Source organism: Thermodesulfobacteriota bacterium (genome assembly GCA_030583865.1).
GTDB lineage: Bacteria > Desulfobacterota > GWC2-55-46 > GWC2-55-46 > GWC2-55-46 > UBA5799.
The window spans coordinates 1,175,542-1,197,330 of record CP129479.1 but is presented as its reverse complement, the minus strand read 5'-3'; the positions used below and the strand labels follow the sequence as shown (position 1 = coordinate 1,197,330).

19 protein-coding genes and 1 pseudogene are annotated in these 21,789 nt (G+C 58.8%); all 20 read right to left on the bottom strand.

Annotated features, from left to right (window positions below; genetic code table 11):
- Positions 1-7 precede the first annotated feature (7 nt).
- Positions 8-478: a PTS sugar transporter subunit IIA gene (locus QY316_05735; GenBank protein ID WKZ33896.1), complete on the bottom strand. Its 471-nt coding sequence runs from the start codon at positions 476-478 to the stop codon at positions 8-10.
- A 237-nt stretch (positions 479-715) separates the two neighbouring features.
- Entirely contained in the window at positions 716-1,258 is a 543-nt protein-coding gene (gene raiA / locus QY316_05730) for a ribosome-associated translation inhibitor RaiA (protein ID WKZ33895.1), read from the bottom strand.
- 134 nt (positions 1,259-1,392) lie between these two features.
- On the bottom strand, positions 1,393-2,946 hold the full coding sequence (rpoN, locus tag QY316_05725; protein WKZ33894.1) for an RNA polymerase factor sigma-54: 1,554 nt from the start codon (positions 2,944-2,946) through the stop codon (positions 1,393-1,395).
- A gap of 198 nt (positions 2,947-3,144) precedes the next feature.
- Positions 3,145-3,867 (bottom strand): LPS export ABC transporter ATP-binding protein, encoded by a 723-nt coding sequence (gene lptB / locus QY316_05720; protein ID WKZ33893.1) that lies wholly within the window; start codon positions 3,865-3,867, stop codon positions 3,145-3,147.
- A complete protein-coding gene (gene lptA / locus QY316_05715) occupies positions 3,836-4,381 on the bottom strand; it encodes a lipopolysaccharide transport periplasmic protein LptA (GenBank protein ID WKZ33892.1) in 546 nt (181 codons plus the stop codon). The genes lptB and lptA overlap by 32 nt, the downstream gene beginning before the upstream one ends.
- Positions 4,382-4,400: 19 nt before the next feature.
- Positions 4,401-4,964 (bottom strand): LPS export ABC transporter periplasmic protein LptC, encoded by a 564-nt coding sequence (lptC, locus tag QY316_05710; protein WKZ33891.1) that lies wholly within the window; start codon positions 4,962-4,964, stop codon positions 4,401-4,403.
- Between the two features lie 244 nt (positions 4,965-5,208).
- Positions 5,209-5,742 (bottom strand): HAD hydrolase family protein, encoded by a 534-nt coding sequence (locus tag QY316_05705; GenBank protein ID WKZ33890.1) that lies wholly within the window; start codon positions 5,740-5,742, stop codon positions 5,209-5,211.
- A gap of 59 nt (positions 5,743-5,801) precedes the next feature.
- The gene (locus tag QY316_05700; GenBank protein WKZ33889.1) at positions 5,802-7,901 is read right to left on the bottom strand and encodes a DUF1926 domain-containing protein; all 2,100 of its coding nucleotides are present in this window, start codon (positions 7,899-7,901) and stop codon (positions 5,802-5,804) included.
- Positions 7,902-8,228: 327 nt separating this feature from the next.
- Positions 8,229-9,491 carry a (Fe-S)-binding protein gene (locus QY316_05695; GenBank protein WKZ33888.1) on the bottom strand — a complete coding sequence of 421 codons (1,263 nt, stop codon included), beginning with the start codon at positions 9,489-9,491 and terminating at the stop codon, positions 8,229-8,231.
- A gap of 27 nt (positions 9,492-9,518) precedes the next feature.
- On the bottom strand, positions 9,519-10,940 hold the full coding sequence (locus QY316_05690) for an FAD-linked oxidase C-terminal domain-containing protein (GenBank protein WKZ33887.1): 1,422 nt from the start codon (positions 10,938-10,940) through the stop codon (positions 9,519-9,521).
- Positions 10,941-11,171: 231 nt separating this feature from the next.
- Positions 11,172-11,432, bottom strand: coding sequence for a helix-hairpin-helix domain-containing protein (locus tag QY316_05685; GenBank protein WKZ33886.1), 261 nt, complete (start codon positions 11,430-11,432; stop codon positions 11,172-11,174).
- Between the two features lie 313 nt (positions 11,433-11,745).
- Complete coding sequence (locus QY316_05680; GenBank protein ID WKZ33885.1) at positions 11,746-12,417, bottom strand: response regulator transcription factor; 672 nt, start codon at positions 12,415-12,417, stop codon at positions 11,746-11,748.
- A 42-nt stretch (positions 12,418-12,459) separates the two neighbouring features.
- A complete protein-coding gene (locus tag QY316_05675; protein WKZ34085.1) occupies positions 12,460-13,725 on the bottom strand; it encodes a pitrilysin family protein in 1,266 nt (421 codons plus the stop codon).
- Positions 13,726-13,921: 196 nt separating this feature from the next.
- Positions 13,922-16,000, bottom strand: coding sequence for a polyribonucleotide nucleotidyltransferase (pnp, locus tag QY316_05670; protein WKZ33884.1), 2,079 nt, complete (start codon positions 15,998-16,000; stop codon positions 13,922-13,924).
- A gap of 176 nt (positions 16,001-16,176) precedes the next feature.
- Positions 16,177-16,443 (bottom strand): 30S ribosomal protein S15, encoded by a 267-nt coding sequence (rpsO, locus tag QY316_05665; GenBank protein WKZ33883.1) that lies wholly within the window; start codon positions 16,441-16,443, stop codon positions 16,177-16,179.
- A 198-nt stretch (positions 16,444-16,641) separates the two neighbouring features.
- Positions 16,642-17,382, bottom strand: coding sequence for a tRNA pseudouridine(55) synthase TruB (gene truB / locus QY316_05660; GenBank protein WKZ33882.1), 741 nt, complete (start codon positions 17,380-17,382; stop codon positions 16,642-16,644).
- Positions 17,383-17,422: 40 nt separating this feature from the next.
- Positions 17,423-18,409: a bifunctional oligoribonuclease/PAP phosphatase NrnA gene (locus QY316_05655; GenBank protein ID WKZ33881.1), complete on the bottom strand. Its 987-nt coding sequence runs from the start codon at positions 18,407-18,409 to the stop codon at positions 17,423-17,425.
- Positions 18,410-18,459: 50 nt separating this feature from the next.
- Complete coding sequence (rbfA, locus tag QY316_05650) at positions 18,460-18,816, bottom strand: 30S ribosome-binding factor RbfA (GenBank protein WKZ33880.1); 357 nt, start codon at positions 18,814-18,816, stop codon at positions 18,460-18,462.
- A gap of 67 nt (positions 18,817-18,883) precedes the next feature.
- Positions 18,884-19,171, bottom strand: a complete 288-nt coding sequence (locus tag QY316_05645; GenBank protein ID WKZ33879.1) for a DUF503 domain-containing protein — start codon at positions 19,169-19,171, stop codon at positions 18,884-18,886.
- 196 nt (positions 19,172-19,367) lie between these two features.
- Positions 19,368-21,359: pseudogene (gene infB, locus QY316_05640) on the bottom strand (translation initiation factor IF-2).
- Positions 21,360-21,789: the final 430 nt, after the last annotated feature.

Below are 21,789 nucleotides of genomic sequence, written 5' to 3'. Positions count from 1 at the left end.
AAAAGCGTCAGAAGACGCCGTTCCTCCTCTCGGCCTCGATGATGGCCCTGTATATCTCGGACCTGCCGTTCGCGTTCATGAGCTTAAGTCTCAGGTCCTGGTTCTTAAGGAGGTGCGATATGCCGGCCAGCACCTTGAGGTGGGCGGCCGCCGAGTGTTCCGGGGCCATTATGAGGAAGAAAAGGTGCACGGGCATCCTGTCCATCGAGTCGAAATCGACGCCCTTTTCGCTCCTCCCGAAAAAGACGATTATCTCCTTCAGCCCCTTCACGCGGCCGTGGGGTATGGCGACTCCGTGGCCTATTCCCGTGGTGCCGAGCCTCTCCCTTTCGAGGAGGGCATTGAGGACCGCGTCCTTCTCGACAGCGTTATCGAGCGAGGCCGCCCTCGATACCATCTTTTCGAGGAGCTCTTTCTTCTCGCCGGCCTCGAGGCCTGTCATGATGCGGTCTTCGCTCAGTACGTCAGCCAGTCTCATTGCGTCCTCGCCGCCTAGCAGGATGTTGAAAAAGTCCTTCCTGGACTTTTCAACTACGGCTTGGCCGGAATGAATCCGTCCAAGCCTCACAAATTGCTCGACTTGGATACTCTTCTCAATTTGGCAATCCATCAGTGGATTGCTTATCAGGGTGCTTTTCAACACCCTGATAGGGGATACGCCAGAAGGCCAGGGCTTGCCCTGGCCTTCCTGCCTGCTATAAAGGCGGGCTTCTCCCTACCTTGTGGTGGTCTCTATAAGCCCGTAGTCCCCGTCCTTGAGCCTGTAAATGACGCTTGTATTACCCGTGCCCGAATCGGTGAAGACCAGGAAGTCGCCCTTCATTACGTCCATCTGCATGGAGGCCTCCTCCACGGACATGGGCTTTACGAACTGGTTCTCCTTCTTTACGATCCTACGCTCCGGCGCCGGAGCTGCCTCTCCCTCGGGGACCGCGGTGTACCTGATGGAAGCCGACTCGCCGTTGGGCGACTTGTGGTCCTTTGCCCTGTCCTTGTGCTTCATGGCCTGGCCCTCGATCTTGTCGATGACCATGTCAATCGCCGAGTACATGTCCTGAGTGTCGTACTGGGCCTTCAGGGTAACGCCGTTAGCTGTAACGGTCGCGTCGGCGATGTGCCGTATCTTCTCGACCGAGAGCACCCAATGTATCTCCGCCGGCTCAAGGAGGTACTTGGCGAGCCTCCCGGATTTCTCCTCCGCATAGCTTTTCAGGGCGTCAGAGGATTCCATGTGCCTGAAAGTGACGCTGATCTGCATGTAATTGACCTCCGTATGGTATGGGGAATAATGCGTTTCGCGGACTGCGGGGCGCCTTCCGGGAACATGCTATTTTTATGCATTAAGAAAGGGAAAGTCAATACCGTAAAAAAACGGCCTCGTACCGGCCCTCCTCAGAAATGTACCTTTCTCCTGTTCGAGGACTGGAAACCCAGCGCCTCCCTGTACTTGGTGGCGGTCCTCCTTGCGACCACTATGCCGGACTCCTTCAACGCCTCGACTATCTGCTTGTCGCTCAAGGGCGACTTAGGGTCCTCTGACTCTATGATCTTCCTGACCTTCTCCTTTATGTACTCGACGGCGACCGCCTCGCCGCCGTCGCCGGCTATGCCGTTAGAGAAGAAGTACTTGAGCTCGAATATGCCCCTGGGTGTCTGGACGTACTTGTTCGAGGTGACCCTGCTCACCGTGGACTCGTGCATCCCTATCTCCACTGCCACGTCCTTCAAGACCAGCGGCTTAAGGTGCTTCAAGCCCTTGTCCAGGAACTCCCTCTGGAACTTCACTATGCACTCGACCACCTTGTAGATGGTGCGCTGCCTCTGGTGGATGCTCTTTATGAGCCACTGCGCGCTCCTGAGCTTGTCCTGTATATACCCCCTGGCCTGCTCGGCCGACGCGCCGTCCGCCTTAAGTAGCTTCATGTAGTTCTTACTTATTTTGAGCTTCGGCATCCCGTCTTCGTTGAGCGATATGACGTAATCCTCACCTACCTTGTGTATGTATATGTCAGGGAGCACCGCCCTGGATTCGTCCCTGCCGAAGCCCGCGCCCGGCATGGGGTTGAGGCCCCTGCTTATGTTCCTCGCGGCCTCGAGCACCTCCTCGACCTCCACCCCCAGTGCCCTGGCTATGGCCTTGAAGTTCTTGCCGGCGAGCTTGTCGAGGTGGGACGATATGACCTCCTCCATGACGGTGTCGCGGACCGGAAGGCTCCTGGCCTGGACAAGGAGGCACTCCCTCAGGGTGCGCGAGCCTGCCCCGAGGGGGTCGAACTGCTGAATCATTTCGAGGACGCGGAGCACGTCCTCCGGGGACGCGCCGGTCGCCGCGGCGACCTCGGCCAGGGTAGCGGCCTCGTACTCGCCGTCCCCCATCTGGCCGCGCTCTATGACCCTCAGGTAGCCGTCCTCGTCGATATTGCCGATGATGAACTCGCCCGTAGCGAATTCCGCATCCGGAAGCCCCTGCATCCTGAGCTGCCAGAGGAGGTGCTCAGAGAGGCTCTCGCCCCGGTCCGAGAGGTTCGACACGTAGTCGTCCTCCTCGTCCCGCTCGCTGAAATCAATCCCGCCGGACTGGTACTGGCTCAGCGCATCTATGTAGGCATCCCAGTCCGTCTCGCGGCCTTCGGGCTTCTCAGTGGGCGCTTCCTGCCCCCCGGCCTCCGCTTCCGGGTCGGAGGTGTCCTGCCCCCCGGCCTCCGTTTCCGGGTCGGAGGTGTCCTGCCCCCCGGCCTCCGCTTCCGGGTCGGAGGTGTCCTGCCCCTCGGCCTCCGCCTCGGGGCCCGAAAGGTCCTCGAGGACCGGGTTCGTCTCGACTTCCTCCCGCACCATCTCGACGAGCTCGAGCCTCGATAGCTGCAGTAGCTTGATCGCAAGCTGCAGCTGCGGGGTCATCACGAGGTTCTGTGTAAGCTTGAGCTCCTGTTTGAGTTCGTAAGCCATTGGTGCGGGCTATGCCTCTCGATGATTGACTTTAGCAGTTTGCTTGAAAATTCAAAACCACATTCAGGCTGCTCAAAAGGCTCAAGATGCAAGGAGTCGAAAAATGAGGAACGAGGCGTACTTTCCATGTACGCCGCAGTGACGAATTTAGAAGACGACGCAGCAGATTGGGCTTTTTCAGCAGCCTGTTAGACCTGTTTAAAGCCTGAACCTGTCGCCAAGGTAGACTTCCCTCACGCGCCTTGAGTCGAGTATCTCGGTCGGCGTGCCGGTTTTAAGGAGCTTGCCGGAGCCGACAATATAGGCCCTGTCGCAGATGCCCAGTGTCGCTCCCACGTTGTGGTCGGTTACCAGTATGCCTATGCCCTTTTTCTTCAGCTCTAGCATTATGTCCTGGATGTCGCCGACCGCTATGGGGTCTATGCCGGAGAACGGCTCGTCAAGTAGGAGGAATGCCGGGGAGTTTACTAGCGCCCTTGCTATCTCGACCCTTCTCCTCTCGCCGCCCGAAAGGGCGTATGCCTTTGATTTGGCGATATGCAGCACTCCGAGCTCTTCGAGGAGGTCTTTAAGCCTCGCCTCCTGCTCGGGCCTCGGGATGTCCATGTATTCGAGGACTGCCCTTACGTTCTCCTCGACGGTCAGTTTCCTGAATACCGAGGGCTCCTGGGGCAGGTAGCTTATGCCGAGCCTCGCCCTCTCGTACATGGGGAGGCCCGTTATCTCCCTCTCGCCTAAAGAGACGCTCCCCTCGTCCGGGCTCACGAGCCCGACTATCATGTAGAAGGTGGTGGTCTTCCCGGCGCCGTTTGGGCCGAGGAGGCCGACTATCTCGCCGGGCCCTATCTCGAGGCTTACGCCGTCGACGACCCTCCGCTTCTTGAAGGATTTAACGAGTCCCCTTACAGCGAGCTTCTTCACTTGCGTATTTCTCCGGTGCGTCGTTTTCCGGACAGTCCTTGTTGGGCATTATGACCGCCCTGACCCTGCCGCCGTCCCCGCCCTCCACGAGAGCGTTCTCCTGGTCGAGGTATACGGTTATCTTCTCGCCCCGGACGGAATCCGAACATTGCCTCAGATGCGGCTCGCCAGTCAAGACGATTACCCGCTCCGCGCGGTCGTACACGGCGCGCGCGGAGGTCGAGGATTTCCGGTCCTGGAATATCCTCACGTTCCCCGAGGCCTCGATGCTCTTTATGTCGCTTCCGTCGCCGTACGTGACATGGAGCTCGTCCGAGCAGAGCGTGAAGTCCTCGACAGCGACCACATTCCCCTTGAAGACGACCCTGCCCTCGCCTGACCTGGCCTCCATCGTATCGGAGGTGACGGTCACCGGGCTTCGCGGGGCTCCATCGGCCTTTTTCTGGGCGGCTCCCGAAACCGAAGCCTGCATGAAAAGGGCCGCGGCGACAAGCAGCCCTGTCCTGAATCTCATGATGATGTCATCCTATATGCTATATGCGCGAGTCCCTGAAGACCGCCTTTACGTTTTGAAGGAGACGGAACTCCCCTGTATCGATATGCCCCAGGAATCCGGTGCCCTCCAGGTCCAGCCTGTCGGAAGTCACCGTGACGCGGTCGGGCGTCGATACTTCCTTCTCGTTTATGACGTACTTCAGAGTGGCTGTCCGGAGGACATACCCATCCTCGCCGGACTCTATTACAACGTCGCCTGAGACGCCTATCTCGCCCGAGAGCTCGCGGAGCGTGCCTTCCCTGGCCGTAAGCGTATATGACGAGCCGTCCTTTGCGTAAAAGGTCGCCTTTACGTCCTCGAAAAGCGTAAGGTCGCCCTCACGCGAGCGGCTGGCCGACCTGGCATCGAGCTCCCACTCGACCCTGCCGTCCTTGGTGCCTGAGTAATGTATCCTGTCTATGCTTACCTCTACCTTCTCGTCCTCCACGAAGTCCTCCTGGGGAAGCTCCCTAGTCTTGTAATGGATAAAGACCAGGACAGCGAGCCCCATTATGGAGAGGACTATGAAGGCGGAGAGCGAGGCCCTAAGCTTTCGGTTCATCGGCAAGCATTCGACAGCCCGTAAAAACAAAATATTTCAACTGCTTGCAACTAATTGTTGAATCAATAGGCATATATAGCAAAAATTATACCATCCGGAAATAACACTGTAAAGGCTTTTGTCCCCAGATTCGGGGAGGGCCGGGGCCGAGCAATCGGGGGTGTTTATAAGAGGCATGAGCGCCCTGGAGAACGCAGGATTTTCAAAACTCGCAGGTGATGGCCGGAAGAAGGGGCTTGATGCATCAAACGAGGAATTGCCTCATAACATCGTCCCATTTGCCCTGCACCTTGAGGATAAGCTCCGCAAGCTCCCTTACCGCCCCCTTGCCTCCGGGCTTTCCGGCAACGTAATCCACCGCCTCCTTCACCTCCTGGACCGCGTCCGAAACCGCCGCCGAGAAGCCGACCCTCCTAATGACAGGGAGGTCGATTATGTCGTCACCCATGTACGCCATTGCCGAAACGGGAAGGCCAGTCCGCTCTGATATGCTCTCAAGCGCCGCTTTCTTGTCCTTCATGCCCTGGTAGACGAGCGAGATGCCCAGGTCATCGGCCCGGAGCTGGACCACCTTCGACTCCCTTGCGGTTATTATTGCGGCGTCGATACCCGAGCGCATGAGGAGCTTTATCCCGTGCCCGTCCTTCACGTCAAAGAACTTGGTCTCGGTCCCGTGCGCGTCGAAGATTATGCGCCCGTCGGTAAGCACTCCGTCCACGTCGAAAATGGCGAGCTTCACCGCCTTTATCTTCTCGGCTATGGTCGGGGATACTGGCATCGGAACGGCCTCCACGGTCTTTTCATCGCTATTTTTTACCACAATACCGCGGGCCAGGTCTACTTTGAAAGGCCTTCGACCGCGAGCCTGAAGGACAGGCGGAGCGGGCGGCTCCCGGCAGGAAAAAGGAAAAGGAGGCACGAGCCCTGGTATATCTTCTCGAAACCGCCCTCGGAAAGGGAGACCGTGTGGACAGGGTATCTGAGGAGGGCAGCGGGCCTGTCGATTCCAATGGAGGCGGCAATGCCCTTCCATGAGTCGACGAGCCGGAGCCATTCGACGCCTTCCGCCCTCCCCCTGCTCCCGAGGCCTATGCCGCCGCTCCCGAGGTCGGCATTAGACTCATACCAGCAGGCCGGGCCGTCGCACCCCGGGAGGATGAGATTAAGCTCGACGCCGAAAAGGCCGCTTTTCTCCCTATCCGCCCCGCCGCTTACCTCGTAGGCCATGATCAAGGCGTTGCCGCCATCAATCGAGAGCGTCTTTTTGACCGTATATGGCGACCCCAGAACGTCCGCGGACCTCTGCATCACGACCTTGTCGGGAAAGAGACCCTTTTCGTACTTCCTCCAGGCGAAATCCCCAAGCTCCCGGTATGTGTGCGAATAGAATTCATCAAGGGTCAGGCCTGCGTCGAGGAAATGGTCGATGAAAGAGGCCCGGCGGTTCCGGTCGTACTTGAGATAATCAAGGAGCCCCTCCTCCTTTACCTTCACCATCTCGTGTATCGACTTGGCCCCGTTGTTCTCATCCCCGCCGCCAGACTCCTCGAGCTTGTAATGATAGCCTTCCTGGTATCTCGTAAGCGTATTCTGGATGTTTACGCCCTTTGGCCTGTAGTCGAGCTCGAAGAGAGCCCCGCCGTTAAACGGGCTCAGGAAGACGCTCAGGTCCGAGGACCTCACGACGACCTCCTCGTGGTTGTCCGCGTCCAGGTCTGAAGCTGATATCTCGACCCCTTTACCGGACTTTTCGAGGGCCGCCCCTTCGGCCAGGATAAGATTTTCGTAGACCGCGGTCCTGAGGTGCGGAAGGTAAAGCCCGCCGAAGACCCCGTGCCAGTAAGCGTCATTGCACTGCGCCCGGTATAAATGCCTTTCAGCCTCATCCCGTCCGCCGTTGCCGCTCGCGCCTTTTTTAAGCTCTCTGCTCACCATGAGCATGCGCTTGTGCATCCAGTTCGACTCCGGGTACTTGGCCAGGAAGTTCCTCCAGGTGCCACCCTGCAAAAACCTCCTGAGCCTTCCTCCGGTCTCGCCAAGACGGCCGAGTTCCTCTATAAGACGCATGTAGTCCCTTGACGCGCCCGCCGGGAGCGCCCACTCGCCCATCTCCATATAAGATGTATTCGGCAGATACGTATGCCCGACCGGCTCCTCATGGTCGAGATACCCGCCGAGGGTCGAGGGCTTTATCCAGTCGAGGTTCCTCTCGATCGACTCAAAGAACCTTTCAAGCCAGCCGTCGTCGAAAACCCATTTCCTGGTGCCCGGCCACACGCCGAACTTCTCTCCGTCGTCGCCGTATATGGCCGCGTTCCCCCGCCTGAAAAAGCCGTTTCTTATCCCGAGCATGTACTCCTCGAAGCCCTCGACCGGCTTGAACGGAATAAGATATCTCAGCGCCTCGTTTCCGGGGAATATCTTTATGAGGTCGCCCTGGTCCTCGGTCGTGTAATACCCTCCGAGCTCGTCCTTCTCAAGGCCCGCCTTCACGAAATGGTAGTCGTCGACCACCAGGTATTCGAGCCCGGCCTTTTTTATGATGCTCGGGTGCGTGGGCTCCCAGACGCGCTCCGCGAGCCATATGCCCCTGGGACGCACGCGAAAAAGCTCCTCAATCCTCTCGGAGAGCATGGTGACCTGCCTGACCCTGTCCTCCTCGGGTATTACCGACAGGACCGGCTCATAATAGCCGCCGCCCATGATCTCGACCTGCCCGGTCGCAGCCATTGAACGCAAAAGCTCTATGTACTCCGGGTGCTTCTCGGCTATCCAGTCGAGGAGAAACCCCGTGTTGTGGAGCGACAGCTTTATGGCCGGATGCCTTGAGAGCGCCTCAAGAAAAGGCCAGTACGAGTCCCGGTAGGCCTCTTCCATGACGCTGTCGAAATTGCCGACCGGCTGGTGGTTGTGGATGCAAAAGACAAAATAGGTCATTTGAAAAATAAACCCCCGGAGAGTTATGAACATCCTGCGAGACCGTTCGACAGGGTTCGTCGGGAAGGAGTCTCTGAGAGGACCTTTTTGTAAAAAGGTCCTCTCAGACTCTCTCCAAAAACTTTCAGTTCTTCCTGAGAGCACCCCCTTAAGGGGGTGCTCTCAGGAACTAAAAGTCTTTGAAGGGGGTCAACTGAGATTGCAAACCTTAGTGGTCTTTAAGACACATCGACTTAAGAACCACCTTGGTTCGCACTCCCAGTTAAAACTTTCTACAGAAAGGTTCCCCCGGAAAGGCTCATTCCAACGATCTCCCGTTGAGCGGTCTTACAGGAGCTCTACGACGTGTTTGACTTCGGTCTGGATGCCGGCCCTGTGGAGGCCGTCCTTGAGCTGTATGATGCAGCCGGGGCACGCGGTGGCAACGACGTCCGCGCCGGACTTTTTTATGTTCTCGGCTTTTTTCCCGGCTATCTCCATTGAAAGCTCGTAATTCGTGTACATGAGCCCGCCGCCGAGTCCGCAGCAGAGACAGGGGTTTTTCATCTCTTTTAAGGCAGTCCCCCTGCCCATCTTTATAAGCTCGCGCGGCTCTTCCCTCAAGCCCTGGGCCCTGCCGAGGTGGCACGGGTCGTGGTAGGTGACGATGGTCTTCGGTCCGTCTCCGGACCCCTTGCCCCTGAACCCGAGTTCGTTAAGAAGGAGCTCGGATATGTCCCTTACCCTGGACGCGACCTTTTCGGCCCTTAGCTTGAGGGCCGGGGCTCCGGAGAGGAGCTCCGGCATTATGGCCTTCAGGCCGTGACCGCAGGTGGCGCACGACGTGGCTATGAAGTCAGCGCCTGACGACTCCAGGGCTTCGAGGTTTTTGAGCGCCATCTCCCTTGCGGAGGCGAGGTCGCCCATCGCGTATGCGGGCATGCCGCAGCAGGCCTGGCCTCCTGGCACCTCTACGCCCGCCCCGGCCTTATTTATGAGCTCGATGGACTTGGTCCCGACCCACGGCATAAGGTAATTTACGCCGCAGCCCGCGTAGAAGGCGACCCTGGGCCTGTTCCCTTCCACGGTCCCTGAGAGCGACTTCACCTCAGGGAGGTCGAGGAAGAAGGTCTTCGCAAGGGGCGGCACGAGCCTGCCGTTTCCGACGAGCGGCAGCGAGAACCTCGAGACCAGGCCGGGCCCGGCCGTGGCATCCTTGAAAAGAAGCCCCTGGAGCCTGCTCGCGATTTTAAGCCCCATGCCGACGATGCCGCCCGGGTCCTTGAGGCCCCTGAATGCGAGCGAGGCGGCCAGGGGCACGCCCTGCTTCTCCATTGCCCCTGCCCTTGCCGCCGCGAAGATGGAAACTGTGTCTACGTCATTGGGGCAGTTGGTCCGGCACGCCCCGCAGAGCGTGCATTCCCTTAAGTGCTTCAAATAGGTCTCGGAAAGCCCTATCTCCCCTTTCGAGAAAGCGGACACCAGCGATACCCGCCCCCTGGGGGAGGCGGTCTCGATTCCGAGCACCTTTGTGGTCGGGCAGGTAGACCTGCACGTGCCGCAGCGGACGCATTTGTCTATTTCGTGCTTGAGTAGTTCTAACGGCTTCATCTTAGAGGACCGGAACGCTACGGCGCTTCAAGTCTTGCCGGCAAATCCGGCGCCGGCTGGCGCACGCACTGAGATTCGTGGACCAGGGAATATCTTCCCGGGGTTTAATATCCCTTTGGGGTCGAACGCCTCTTTTATCCTTCTCATTGCTTCTATCGCTTCAGGCTTAAGCTCCATATCCAGGTAGCGGGCCTTCGCCACGCCAACGCCGTGCTCGCCGGAGATGGTCCCGCCGAGGCTCAAGGCGAGCCTGAAGACGTCCTCGGCAGCGGACAGGGCAGATTCAGCCTGCGTCTTTTTGTCATGCATTATGTTCACGTGGATGTTCCCGTCCCCGGCGTGTCCGAAGCTCGCTATGAGGACGCCGTATTTTTCGGATATTCCCCTGAGCCCGTCAACTAGATCGGGTATCCTCGACCTCGGGACCACTATGTCCTCGTTTATCTTTCCGGGCCGGGCCTTGTAGAGGGCCGCGGATACGGCCCTCCTTGCCTTCCAGAGGTCCTTTACCTCGTTTTTGTCCGCAGCTCGCCTGAATTCGCTTGCCCCGTTCTCAAGACAGACCTTGCGTACTGATTCGGCCTCGGCATCGACTGCCGCCATGTGCCCGTCCACCTCTATGAGGAGGAGTGCCCCGGCCTCAGGGAGGCCCGTCTTTGCGAACCCCTCCACGCACTTTATGGACACGCTGTCCATAATTTCGAGCGTCGATGGGATTATTTTGGCGTTTATTATTGCCGAGGTGGCCCTTGCCGCGTCCCTCAAGTCATTAAACAGGCTCAGCATGGTTACCGTCGCCTCGGGCATGGGCAGGAGCTTAAGGACGGCCTTCGTGACTATCCCGAGCGTGCCTTCCGAGCCTACGAGGAGCCTCGTAAGGTCGTAGCCGACGACGCCTTTCGCGGTCCTAACGCCAGTGTTGATTATTTCGCCGGTCGGGAGCACGGCTTCGAGCCCGAGGACGTAGTCCCTGGTCACGCCGTATTTCACGGCCCTCGGCCCGCCCGCGCACTCGGCTATGTTGCCGCCTATGGTCGAGAACTTGAGGCTCGACGGGTCGGGGGGGTAGAAAAGGCCGAGCTTTTCCGCCTTCTGCTGGAGGTCCCATGTGACGACCCCCGGCTCTACGACTGCCACGAGGTTTTCCGTGTCTATCTCGAGTATTTTCCTCATCCGCTCGAAGGATATTACCACACCCCCTTCGACCGGGAGGCTCCCACCGGAGAAACCCGTGCCCGCGCCCCTTGGTATTACCGGGAATCCCTCGGAGTTGGCCATCTTGAGGATGAGAGAGACCTCTTCGGGCCCTGACGGGAATACGACGGCATCAGGCTGGTGTAGCGTGTTCGTGGCGTCGTAGGAGTAACAGAGGAGTTCCTCTTTGGAAAAAGAGCAGTTCGCCTCTCCGACAATCCTGCCAAGCCCGTTTTTTACGAGATTCGAGAGCATTACACGGCCCCAGGCGCGCCAGTATCGATTCCTGGCGCTCGTCTCATTATACTACTAATCGGAGAAAAAACAAAAAAAGGCGCGGGCAGTCCTTGCGCAGTACGGGTAGCTATGCCCAAACGCGGCGTGACCGTGTCTGTATTTTGCCGGACTGGCTCGACCGCGCCGGCCGTCCCATGCCGTTTCCGTTCGCTTACGATCTTACACGGATCGCTGTCATGGGCCGCGGCTTTAACGCCCGAATGTCCTGAGGAGCCTTCTAAGGAAACCTTCCCTTTCGCCGCCGTAGCGGCCGAGCGTGCACCCTTCGCTACGCATCTCCTCGATGGCCCTGTCGGTCACGCCCGGGACGCCCCGGAGCTCCTCCCAGTCGTTTATACGGCCGCGCCTGTTCCTGTACTCGATTATGTTCCTTGCGGTCTCTATGCCTATGCCATTTATATGGGTAAGGTCTTCAGGCCTTGCCTCGTTTATGCTGCAGTGCCGCTCCATGCCCCCTCCTGCAATAGAGTATAAAAACCGGCTGCCCTGTGGAGATTATCACCAGAGCTGCGGGCGTAAAAACGCATAAAGCCGGATTAACGGCCCCTACATGATTTAATTATAAGGCAATTTCTGAAAACTAGAGATTTTCCCGCAATCAAGGAAGGCGGGAATAAAAAGCGGAGCATATATGACATTATGTGAGCATTTTTATTCCCGGCCCGACACAGAGTCCGGGGAAAAGATCACTTTTTAAGGGATGTTGCCTTAAATCACTGGGAGGCTGATCCAAGAAGGGCGGCAGGGCGGATGCGGGGCCTGGTTACTCTTCGGTCTTCAGGACGTACCCCACGCCCCTTACGGTGTGGATGAGCTTCTGGGGGAAGTCCTTGTCCACCTTGCTCCTGAGATGGTTTATGTAGACGTCCACTACGTTCGTTTCGCTGTCAAAGGACTGGTCCCATACGTGCTCCGCGATGAGGGTCCTCGTGAGCACCCTGTTCGGGTTCCGGAGGAGGTATTCAAGTAGCGCGTATTCCTTTACCGTAAGCTCGACCTCCACTCCGCCCCTTTTGGCCTTGCGTGTGGCAGGGTCGAGGCTCAAGTCGGCGAACTTTAGCACAGGCGCGCCGTACCCGCCCCTTCTCATGAGGACCCGGAGCCTCGCAAGCAGCTCCTCGAACGCGAAGGGTTTCGTAAGGTAGTCGTCGGCGCCGACATTCAGGCCCTTGACCCTGTCCTCGACCGAATCGCGGGCGGTAAGTAGGAGGACCGGCGAGCTCACGCCGGCTGCCTTCAGGTCTTTAAGGACCTCGAGGCCGTTCTTGCCCGGGAGCATGATGTCGAGGATGATCGCGTCATAGTCGTTCATCTCGGCGTAGTTCTGACCCTCGGCGCCGTCCTCGACCACGTCAACGGCGTAGCTCTCCTGCTCAAGCCCCCTCTTTATGAACGCCGCGACCTTCTTTTCGTCTTCTACTACGAGTATCCTCATGGCTGTTTCCGCTTATAAATTTAACATATACGGCCCCGCGATTCAATGCCTGCCGGCCTGTGCCCTGAACTGCGTCGGAAGGCTGCGGTTGCTCACCTTCCCCATCGCGACCATCGTGACCCTTTCGGGCGAAAGGAGCTCCTTTGCAAGCTTCTTGAGGCTCGAAAGCGTCACCGAGTCTATGTGCTTGACTATTTCCCTGACCGGCACAGACCTGCCGAAGTAGAACTCGTCCCTCGCAAGCTTCATCATCCTGCTGTCGCTGGTCTCGAGGCCCAGGAGCATCCCGCCCTTCAATTGCTCCTTCGCGTTCCTTAGCTCCGAGGCGGTTACGTCCTTCGGGAACCTCTCGAACTCCCGCAAGACAAGCCCCGCGACATCGGAGAACTTCTCGGCGGACGTCCCGGCGTACGCGGTAAGGGCCCCCGCGTCCTTGCAGAGGTTCAAGTAGGAATAGACGGAATAGGCAAGCCCCCTCTTCTCCCTTATCTCCTGGAAGAGCCTTGAGCTCATGCCGCCGCCGAGGATCGTGTTGATGAGATAGACCCTGTACCGGTCCTGGTGCGGCTGGGGCGGCATGGGAACGCCGATGCACATGTGCACCTGCTCTAATTCCTTCTTGACGAGCTTTACTCCGGGGAGCGCCTTCGGCGCGGTGCGTCCCGAGGGCGTCCCTGCCTTCCCAAGGCCCTCGAAAAAGGGCTTAAGCAGGCGCACAACGCTCCTGTGGCTGAGGCCGCCGGCGGCCGTTATGAAGACGTTCTGCGGGGAGTACTGCGCGCTGAAATACTTAAGGACGCTCGACCTCGTCATCGACTCTATGGTCTTCGAGGGGCCGAGAATGGACCAGCCGAGCGGGTGCCCGTCCCAGAACCTCTCTGCGAAGAGGTCGTGGATGAGGTCGTCCGGCGTATCCTCCACCATCTTTATCTCCTGGAGGACTACGAGCTTCTCCTTCTCCATATCCCTGCGGTCGAACTTCGAGTTTATGAAGATGTCGGAGAGGAGGTCTATCGCCTTCGGAAGGTCCTTATTGAGTGTCTTGGAATAGAAGCAGGTGTATTCCCTGCCTGTGAAGGCGTTAAGGACGCCTCCGACGCTCTCGATCTCCATCGAGATGTCGAGGGCCGTCCTTCTTTCAGTGCCTTTGAACAGGAGGTGCTCTACGAGATGGGAAACCCCGTTTATCTCCGGGGTCTCGTGCCTTGAGCCGGTGTTCACCCAGATGCCTATGGATGACGACTCGACGTCAGGCATCTCCTCCGTGATGACGGGGATCCCGCTTCCGAGAAGGGTCTTCTTGATAATGGACATTGCTTTTCTCGGGGCCGTTCAGGCCCCGGGCTGATCTTCCTTAAGCCGGATAAAATCAGGCAACTTCTAAAAATCAGAGATCTTTCCCGCAATCAAGGAAGGCCGGGAATAAAAAGCGGAGCATATGTGAACAATATGTGAGCATTTTTATTCCCGGCCCGGCGCAGAGTCCGGGGGAAAGATCGATTTTTTAGAGCGTCTCTCCGAGCGCCTCTTTCCTCGAAAGCCGTATCTTCCCGTCCCTGTCGATGTCGATCACCTTGACGAGGACCTCGTCGCCTTCCTTGACCACGTCCCTTACGTTCTTTACGCGCTCATGGGCGAGCTGCGAGATGTGGACGAGGCCTTCGGTCCCGGGGAATATCTCGACGAAGGCCCCGAAGTCCATCACCTTCTTTACCTTGCCCATGTAGACCTTGCCTATCTCGGCGTCCTGCGTAAGCCCCTTGACCATTGCAATGGCCCTCTCGGCTGCCGCGCCGTCAACGGAGGCGATGTTCACCTTGCCGGTGTCGTCTATGTCGATCTTGACGCCAGTCTCGAGTATGATGCCCTTGATGTTCTTGCCGCCGGGCCCGATGACGTCCTTTATCCTCTCCTGCTTGACGTATATGGTCGTTATCCTCGGCGCGTAGGCGGAGAGCTCGGCCCTCGGCGTCTCGATGGCTTCCCTCATCTTCCCGAGTATGTGGAGCCTTCCCTCGCGGGCCTGCTCGAGCGCGTCCTTAAGGAGCTCGGCGGTCACGCCGCTTATCTTGATGTCCATCTGGAGGGCGGTCACTCCCTCCGCGGTGCCCGCGACCTTGAAATCCATGTCGCCAAGGTGGTCTTCGTCGCCGAGTATGTCGGAGAGTATCACGACCTTGCCGCCTTCCTTTATAAGGCCCATTGCTATGCCCGCAACGTGCCCGAGCGTCGGCACTCCGGCGTCCATGAGCGAAAGGGAGGCGCCGCAGACGGTCGCCATCGAGGACGAGCCGTTCGATTCGAGTATGTCGGAGACGACCCTTATTGTGTAGGGGAAGCCCTCCTGCGGCAGTATCTTGTTTACGGCCCTCTCGGCCAGCGCGCCGTGGCCTATCTCGCGCCTTCCGGGCCCGCGGAGGAACTTCACCTCGCCCACGCTGAACGGCGGGAAGTTATAGTGGAGCATGAACGTCTTGTACTCCCACCCGGAGAGGGCGTCTATCTTCTGCTCGTCCTCAGAGGTGCCGAGGGTCGTGGCGACCATGGCCTGGGTCTCGCCCCTGGTGAACAGGGCCGAGCCGTGTGTCCTCGGAAGGAGTCCCACGTCGCAGGTTATGGCCCTGATGTCCTTCGGCCCCCTGCCGTCCACCCTTCTCCCCTCGTTTACGACCATCTCCCTCATGAGGTTGTATTTCAAGTCCCCGTAGATGGAGTCTATCTCCTTTTCCCTCCCGGGGAAGGCCTCGGCGAGAGCGGCCTTTATCTCGTCCTTCAAGGCCCCTGCCGCCGCATACCTCTCCTGCTTGACAGGGATGCGGAGGGCCGCCTTAAGCCTTTCGACGGCGAGTTCCTTCACCCTTGCATCAAGCTCCGGGTCCGCCTCCGCGGCCTTTACCGCCATCTTGGCCTTTCCCAGCTCGGAAGCCATCCTTTTCTGGAGCTCGATCACGCCCTGCATCTCGCTCTGCGCAAAGGCGAGGGCCTTTACGAGGAGCTCCTCGGAGGCGAACTTCGCGCCTGCCTCGACCATTATTATCGAGCCGTCCGACCCGGCCACGAAGAGGTCTATCTCGCTCTCCTTCTGCTGCTTCAAGGAAGGGTTGGCGACGAGTTCGCCGTTAACGTATCCCACGCGGATGCCGGCTATGGGGCCGCCAAAGGGGATATCCGAGATGCCGAGGGCAGCCGACGCGCCTATCATGGCCGCGATCTCAGGCTCGTTCTCCTGGTCTACCGAAAGCACGGTCGCTATTACCTGGGTCTCGTTGTAATACCCTTCCGGGAAGAGCGGGCGAAGAGGCCTGTCTATGAGCCTTGAGCCCAGCACTTCCTTCTCGCTCGGCCTTCCTTCCCTTTTGAAAAAGCCGCCTGGTATCTTGCCGGCGGCGTATGTCATCTCTGTATAATTGACCGTGAGCGGCATGAAATCGACACCCGCTGCGGGGGCGTCGTTCCTGCAGGCCGTGACCAGCACGACCGTATCGCCGTATCTCACGGTGCAAGAGCCGTGCGCCTGCCTGGCCATCCTGCCAGTCTCTATAGTGAGCGGTCTGCCGGCGTATGTGGTTTCGTATTTACTCATTCTGATCCCATTCTCCTAAGTTTTGTGGACAAAATACTACAGGGCCCAAAGCGCACAAGCGCCCTGCGCCCTCGTTTTAAGGGAGACCCTGAATAGGGGCCTCCATGACACGGGATGCGCGGCCGGTAAGCGGCCGCCCGGCGAGAGAAGCGGAACGAGCCGCCCCCAACCGTCCTTTATCTCCTGAGACCGAGCTTTTCGATTATGCCCTTGTAGCGCTCGACGTCCTTCTTCTTGACGTAGTCGAGAAGCCTTCTCCTCTGACCGACCATCTTGAGGAGGCCTCTCCTCGAATGGTGGTCAGCCTTGTGGGTCTTGAAATGCGAGCTCAAGCTGTTGATCCTCTCGCTCAAGAGCGCTATCTGCACCTCGGGCGACCCGGTATCCTTCTCGTGCGTCTTGAAGGACGTTATTATCTCCTGTTTCTTTTCGGTAGCCAGCATCTGAACTTTTTACTACCTCCTTTCTCTCATGACTGAATGCGTATGGGTAATCTCTCAGGGGCTTGAAAACGAGAGCGTTCCGGCGATTCAAAAAGTCCTGTCTTCCTTAAGCCGCGCCGCTTTTTGCGGAAAGCCCGCGACGTGCGGCAAACGGGCAAAACGATAGTAACACCTCTTTTTAGATAATAAAAGGAAAATCTATGCTTCAGGACCCTGGGGCCCGGCTTCCAGCGCGGCCCTCTTCAGGGCCTCATCCAGCGGGATTATCCTTTCAGCGAGCTCCTCCGCCGGAAGTTTCGGGTGCGCCGCCTCGTCTATGCGGAAAGCCCCTGACCTCGTCCTCCGGAGGGCCTGAAGGTGACCCCCGCACCCGAGCCTTTCGCCGAGGTCGTGGCAAATGGACCTCACATAGGTCCCGGCGGAGCAGACGGTCCTGAACTCCAGCACCGGGAGGTCCATGGACGTCACTTCAAGCTCGTGGACCGTTACCTCCCTTGGCTCCCTCTCGACCGTGACGCCCTTTCTCGCGAGCTTGTAAAGCGGCGTGCCTTTGCTCTTCACGGCCGAGTACATTGGCGGGACCTGGCTTATGCGCCCCCTGAACCCATCCAAGGCCTTCCTGACATCATCGCCGGCAAGGCCTCCCGTGCCGGGGGCCCTTACGACGCTGCCCTCGCTATCGTAGGTGTCGGTCTCCTCGCCGAGCTTGCACGCGGCCAGGTATTCCTTGGCGCCGGCGCCCAGGGTCGACGCGTATTTCGTAGCCGAGTCCAGCACCAGCACCAGCACGCCGGTCGCGATGGGGTCAAGGGTGCCCAGGTGCCCGGCCTTCCTTGCCTTGAGCTTCCTCTTTACGTGCTGGACGACGTCATGCGATGTCCAGCCCTGGGGCTTGTCTATTACCAGGACGCCGTTATATCCCGCGGAAAGCGCCTTCACGCCTCTATAAGAAACCGCGCCCCTGGCCCGGCCTGCGTTTTCATACCCTGCCGGATTCGCCTCTAAGCGCCTCTATGACCTTCGCCTTAACGGTCTCGAGGCTCCCCTTGAGCATGAACCCGGCGGCGTTCCTGTGGCCGCCGCCCCCGAACCGCATGGCGACCGCCGAAACGTCCAGCCCGCCTTTCGAGCGGAGGCTCACCTTGTATTCGAGCTCTCCGGCCTCCCTGAAGAGGACCCCCGCCTCCACGCCCTCGATGCCCCTCGCGTAGTTGACGAACCCGTCGGCAAGGTCCTTTTCCGCGCCGGCCTTCCTGAACATCTCCTGCGTTACGACAAGTGTGGCGGCCTTGGCATTTCCGCCGCCGTTCAGGCCCACCACATCGAGGGTCGAAAGCACCATGCCGAGGAGCTTGTACTTCCTTGCCGGGTGGTTCTCGTAGACCCGCTTGGAGACCTCCCAGGGCTCCGCGCCGAGCCTCACGAGCTCGCCCGCCTTTATGAATGATTCCGGAGTGGACGAAGAGTAATGGAAAGAGCCGGTGTCCGTGTGTATCGCGACGTAAAGGTTCACGGCCACCTCTTTGGTGATAGGGAGGGCCGCGGCCTTGCAGAGGTCGTAGACCATCTCGCCTGCGGCGCTCGCGCCCGGCTCTATGACGTTATAGTCGCCGAATGAGTCGTTCGTCGCGTGGTGGTCTATGTTAATGACCTTGCCAGGCTCCTTGAGCCCCACGAAGCCCTTTCCGAGCCTTTCTTTCTGGCCGCAGTCCACCGCGAAGGTCGCGTCGAACGGCCCGGCCCCATCGAGACTGTGGACGATCGTGTCGGCCCCGGGGAGGAACTTGAAAAGGTCCGGGACCTGGTCCTCGAGATAGGCGACCGCCTCCTTGCCGTGCGCCCTCAAGGCCAGGGCAAGGCCCAGGAGCGACCCTATCGCGTCGCCCTCAGGGCTTACGTGCGAGACCACAAGGAACTTCCTACCCTTCTCTATCTCGGGTTTTATATCGTCAAACCTTCTGTCCATGTCCTGTCTTTAGCGGGCCTCAAGGCGCCGATGCCACGGCGGTCCGCCCGTTAAAGGTCCCCTTCCTTTTTCATGTCCCTTATCATCTTCTCTATCTTTTCCGAGTATTCGAGCGACTCGTCGAAAAGGAAGGTGATTTTAGGAATATGCCTCAAATCCAGCTTTTTTGCAAGGTTTCTCCTGATGTACCCGCTCGCGCTCTCAAGCCCCTTGCGGCTCTTTTCCCTGTCCCCGGGACTTCCTAGCTGGCTGAAGAATATCCTGGCCTCCTTGAGGTCCGGGGTGAGCTCGACCTTGGTGATGGTCACGAAACCAATCCTCGGGTCCTTTATTTCGCCGTAAAGGACCATTGAGGCGACCTCCTCTTTTATGAGGTCGGCCACCCGTTCGGAACGCTTGTAGCTCATGGAAATTTACTTGTCCTTTGGAAGATATAGAACAGGGATTAGAGCCGGCAGACCGGAGTGCCTGTTACTAAAGGTTCATCATCTCGATGGTCGTGTCCGTGACCTCGGCAAGGTGCAGGCCCTCTATGAAGGAAAGCGTCTTGTCGAGGACCGAGTTTACGAAGGCCCTGTCGTTCCCCACCGCGGCTATCCCGAGAGTGGCCCTCTGCCACGAGTCGTTGTCAGCCACTTCCGCAATGGAGACGTTGAACCTGTTCTTGACTTTTCCGATTACGCTCTTGATCGCCTGCCTCTTGTCCTTCAGAGACCGGCTCTCATGCACGATTAGAGTTACTCTCGATACCCCGATTACCATTGCGCTCCGAGCGTCCGCTTGGATTGAACGGCTCCGGCTAAAAAAGCCCGGCATGCCTTTATCAGGTCGCTGAAGCATTCAGGCTGCTCAAAAAACTTCGAGACGCAAGGAGTCGAAAAACGGGGCGTACTTTTATTGTACGCCGGAGTGTCCAATCTGAAGACGACGCAGCAGTTCGGGCCTTTTCAGCAGCCTGCTACAGCTTGGCGGCCTCTTCCTTGAGGACGTAAAGCTCTATTACGTCGCCCACCTTGTAATCGTTATAGCCCTCTATGGTCATGCCGCACTCGAACCCGGAGGCGACCTCTTTAACGTCGTCCTTGAAGCGCTTGAGGGACGATAGCTTGCCGTCGTATATGACGACGTTGTCCCTTACGAGCCTGGCCTTGGCCCCCCTTACGGCCTTTCCGTCGGTCATGAAGCATCCGGCGACGTTCCCGACCTTGGTTATGCGGAAGACATCGCGTACGGACGCCCTGCCCAGCACCTCTTCCCTGACGACCGGCGAGAGCATGCCCTCCATCGCGGCCTTTATCTCGTCGACGAGGTTGTAGATGATGTCGTAGAGGCGTAGGTCCACGTTCTCGCGCTCGGCGAGCGCCTGCGCCTTTGCGTCAGGCCTGATATTGAAGCCTATGACTATCGCGTTGGATGCGGCGGCGAGCATGACGTCGCCCTCGTTTATGCCGCCCGCGGCGCTGTGGATGACCTTTATCTTGACGGCCTCGGTCGAAAGCTTGCCGAGGGTTTCCTTGACGGCCTCTATCGAGCCCTGGACGTCCGCCTTTATGATGAGGTTCAGCTCCTTGACCTCGCCCTTGTTTATCCTGTCGTAGAGGTCGGTGAGGCTTACCTTGGCGGTCTTAAGGCGCTCCTTCTCGACGCTCTTCCTTTCCCTTATGGCGGCTATCTGCTTGGCCGTTGCCTCGTCCTTTACCGCGACGAAGGTGTCCCCGGCAAGCGGCACCCCGGAAAGGCCCAGTATCTCGATGGGCATCGAGGGGCCCGCGCTATCGACGCGCTTGCCCCAGTCGTTTATCATTGCCCTTACCCTGCCGTAGTGCATGCCCGTGACTATGGCGTCCCCTACCTTAAGCGAGCCGTCCTGTATGAGGACCGTGGAGACCGGGCCGCGCCCCTTGTCGAGCTTCGCCTCGACCACTATGCCCCTCGCCGGGGAGTCAGGGCTGGCCTTCAGTTCCAGCACCTCGGCCTGGAGGAGTATCATCTCGAGGAGCTCTTTTATCTTTATGCCCTTCTTGGCCGAGACCTCGACGAACATGGTGTCCCCGCCCCATTCCTCGGATACGAGGCCGTAGCCCGTAAGCTCCTGCTTTATCTTCCCGGCGTCGGCCTGTGGGAGGTCAATCTTGTTTACCGCTACGATTATCGGGACCCCGGCGGCCTTGGCGTGGTTTATGGCCTCGACCGTCTGGGGCATGACGCCGTCGTCAGCCGCGACGACCAGGATGACCAGGTCGGTAGCCTTCGCCCCCCTGGCCCTCATGGCGGTAAACGCCTCGTGGCCGGGCGTGTCGAGGAAGGTTACGTCACCCTTGTCGAGGTGCACGTGGTACGCGCCTATGTGCTGGGTTATTCCGCCCGCCTCGCCGCTTACGACGTTGGTCTTCCTTATGGCGTCAAGGAGAGAGGTCTTGCCGTGGTCGACGTGGCCCATGACCGTGACTACCGGGGCCCTGGTTATGCGCTCCCCCTCCGGGGTCTCTACACCGGCTTCCATGAGGTTCTCTTCCAGGACAGCGGTGCTCTCGACCTCATGGCCGTATTCCTGGGCTATGAGCGTGACCGCGTCCAGGTCGATGAGCTGGTTTACTGTCGCCATTATCCCGAGGCCCATCAGCTTCTTTATTATCTCTCCCGCCTTGACTCCGAGCTTCTGCGAGAGGTCGGCAACGCTTATGGCGTCGACTATCCTTATTACCCTTTTGGCGGCCTTCGGGACCGTTATCTCGGTCTTCTTCATGGGCCTGGCCTGGGCCGACGCCTTTTTCGCGTCCTTCTGATACCTGTCTTTCTTCTGGGGGCGCCTTGAGAAAAACTTCTTAAGCTCAGGCTCCTTCTCGAAGACCTTCTCTTTCTTGACAGAAGGCTGGGCGGCGGCAGGGGCCTCCGTGGGCGCGGCCTCGGCCTGGACTTCGGGAGCGGCCGCCTCCGCGGGCTCAGGGGCCGCTTTTTCAAGCTCCTCCTCTACCGTAAGCTCGGCGAGTATCTCTGCGGCGGATTTTTCCTTTACCTTCCTGGTGGAGGTCTTCCTCGGGGCCTCTTTTTTCTCGTCGGCCTTGCCCCTTCCCCTTACGGGCCTGCCCTTTTTATCGTCCTTTTTCTCGTCCTTGGCTTTCGGGGCTGCGGGGGCGGCGGCCTCCTGCGTGGCTGCCGGGGCTGCGGCTTCAGGCCCCCTGGCCTCCTTTGCCGGCTGAGGCTGCGCTTCCGCGACTGCCGCCTTCGCGTCTTCAGCCTTTGCTTCCGGGGCTGCCTTTTCAGGCGCTGGCGGCTTTGGCGCGGTCCTCCTTCTTATTACGGAAGGCTTTATCCGCTTCTCAACGACCTCTCCGCCCTGCTGTATCTCTTTTTCTTTTTCTTTTTGTGTCATTTTCCTC

Coding starts and splice junctions, on each gene's coding strand:
- QY316_05645 (WKZ33879.1), bottom strand. CDS start 19,171: ATGGTAATCGGGGTATCGAGAGTAACTCTAATCGTGCATGAGAGCCGG.
- raiA (WKZ33895.1), bottom strand. CDS start 1,258: ATGCAGATCAGCGTCACTTTCAGGCACATGGAATCCTCTGACGCCCTG.
- QY316_05705 (WKZ33890.1), bottom strand. CDS start 5,742: ATGCCAGTATCCCCGACCATAGCCGAGAAGATAAAGGCGGTGAAGCTC.
- pnp (WKZ33884.1), bottom strand. CDS start 16,000: ATGAGTAAATACGAAACCACATACGCCGGCAGACCGCTCACTATAGAG.
- QY316_05655 (WKZ33881.1), bottom strand. CDS start 18,409: ATGGACAGAAGGTTTGACGATATAAAACCCGAGATAGAGAAGGGTAGG.
- QY316_05690 (WKZ33887.1), bottom strand. CDS start 10,940: ATGCTCTCGAATCTCGTAAAAAACGGGCTTGGCAGGATTGTCGGAGAG.
- QY316_05680 (WKZ33885.1), bottom strand. CDS start 12,417: ATGAGGATACTCGTAGTAGAAGACGAAAAGAAGGTCGCGGCGTTCATA.
- lptA (WKZ33892.1), bottom strand. CDS start 4,381: ATGAGATTCAGGACAGGGCTGCTTGTCGCCGCGGCCCTTTTCATGCAG.
- rpoN (WKZ33894.1), bottom strand. CDS start 2,946: ATGGCTTACGAACTCAAACAGGAGCTCAAGCTTACACAGAACCTCGTG.
- QY316_05700 (WKZ33889.1), bottom strand. CDS start 7,901: ATGACCTATTTTGTCTTTTGCATCCACAACCACCAGCCGGTCGGCAAT.
- QY316_05685 (WKZ33886.1), bottom strand. CDS start 11,432: ATGGAGCGGCACTGCAGCATAAACGAGGCAAGGCCTGAAGACCTTACC.
- QY316_05695 (WKZ33888.1), bottom strand. CDS start 9,491: ATGAAGCCGTTAGAACTACTCAAGCACGAAATAGACAAATGCGTCCGC.
- rpsO (WKZ33883.1), bottom strand. CDS start 16,443: ATGCTGGCTACCGAAAAGAAACAGGAGATAATAACGTCCTTCAAGACG.
- QY316_05735 (WKZ33896.1), bottom strand. CDS start 478: ATGAGACTGGCTGACGTACTGAGCGAAGACCGCATCATGACAGGCCTC.
- rbfA (WKZ33880.1), bottom strand. CDS start 18,816: ATGAGCTACAAGCGTTCCGAACGGGTGGCCGACCTCATAAAAGAGGAG.
- lptC (WKZ33891.1), bottom strand. CDS start 4,964: ATGAACCGAAAGCTTAGGGCCTCGCTCTCCGCCTTCATAGTCCTCTCC.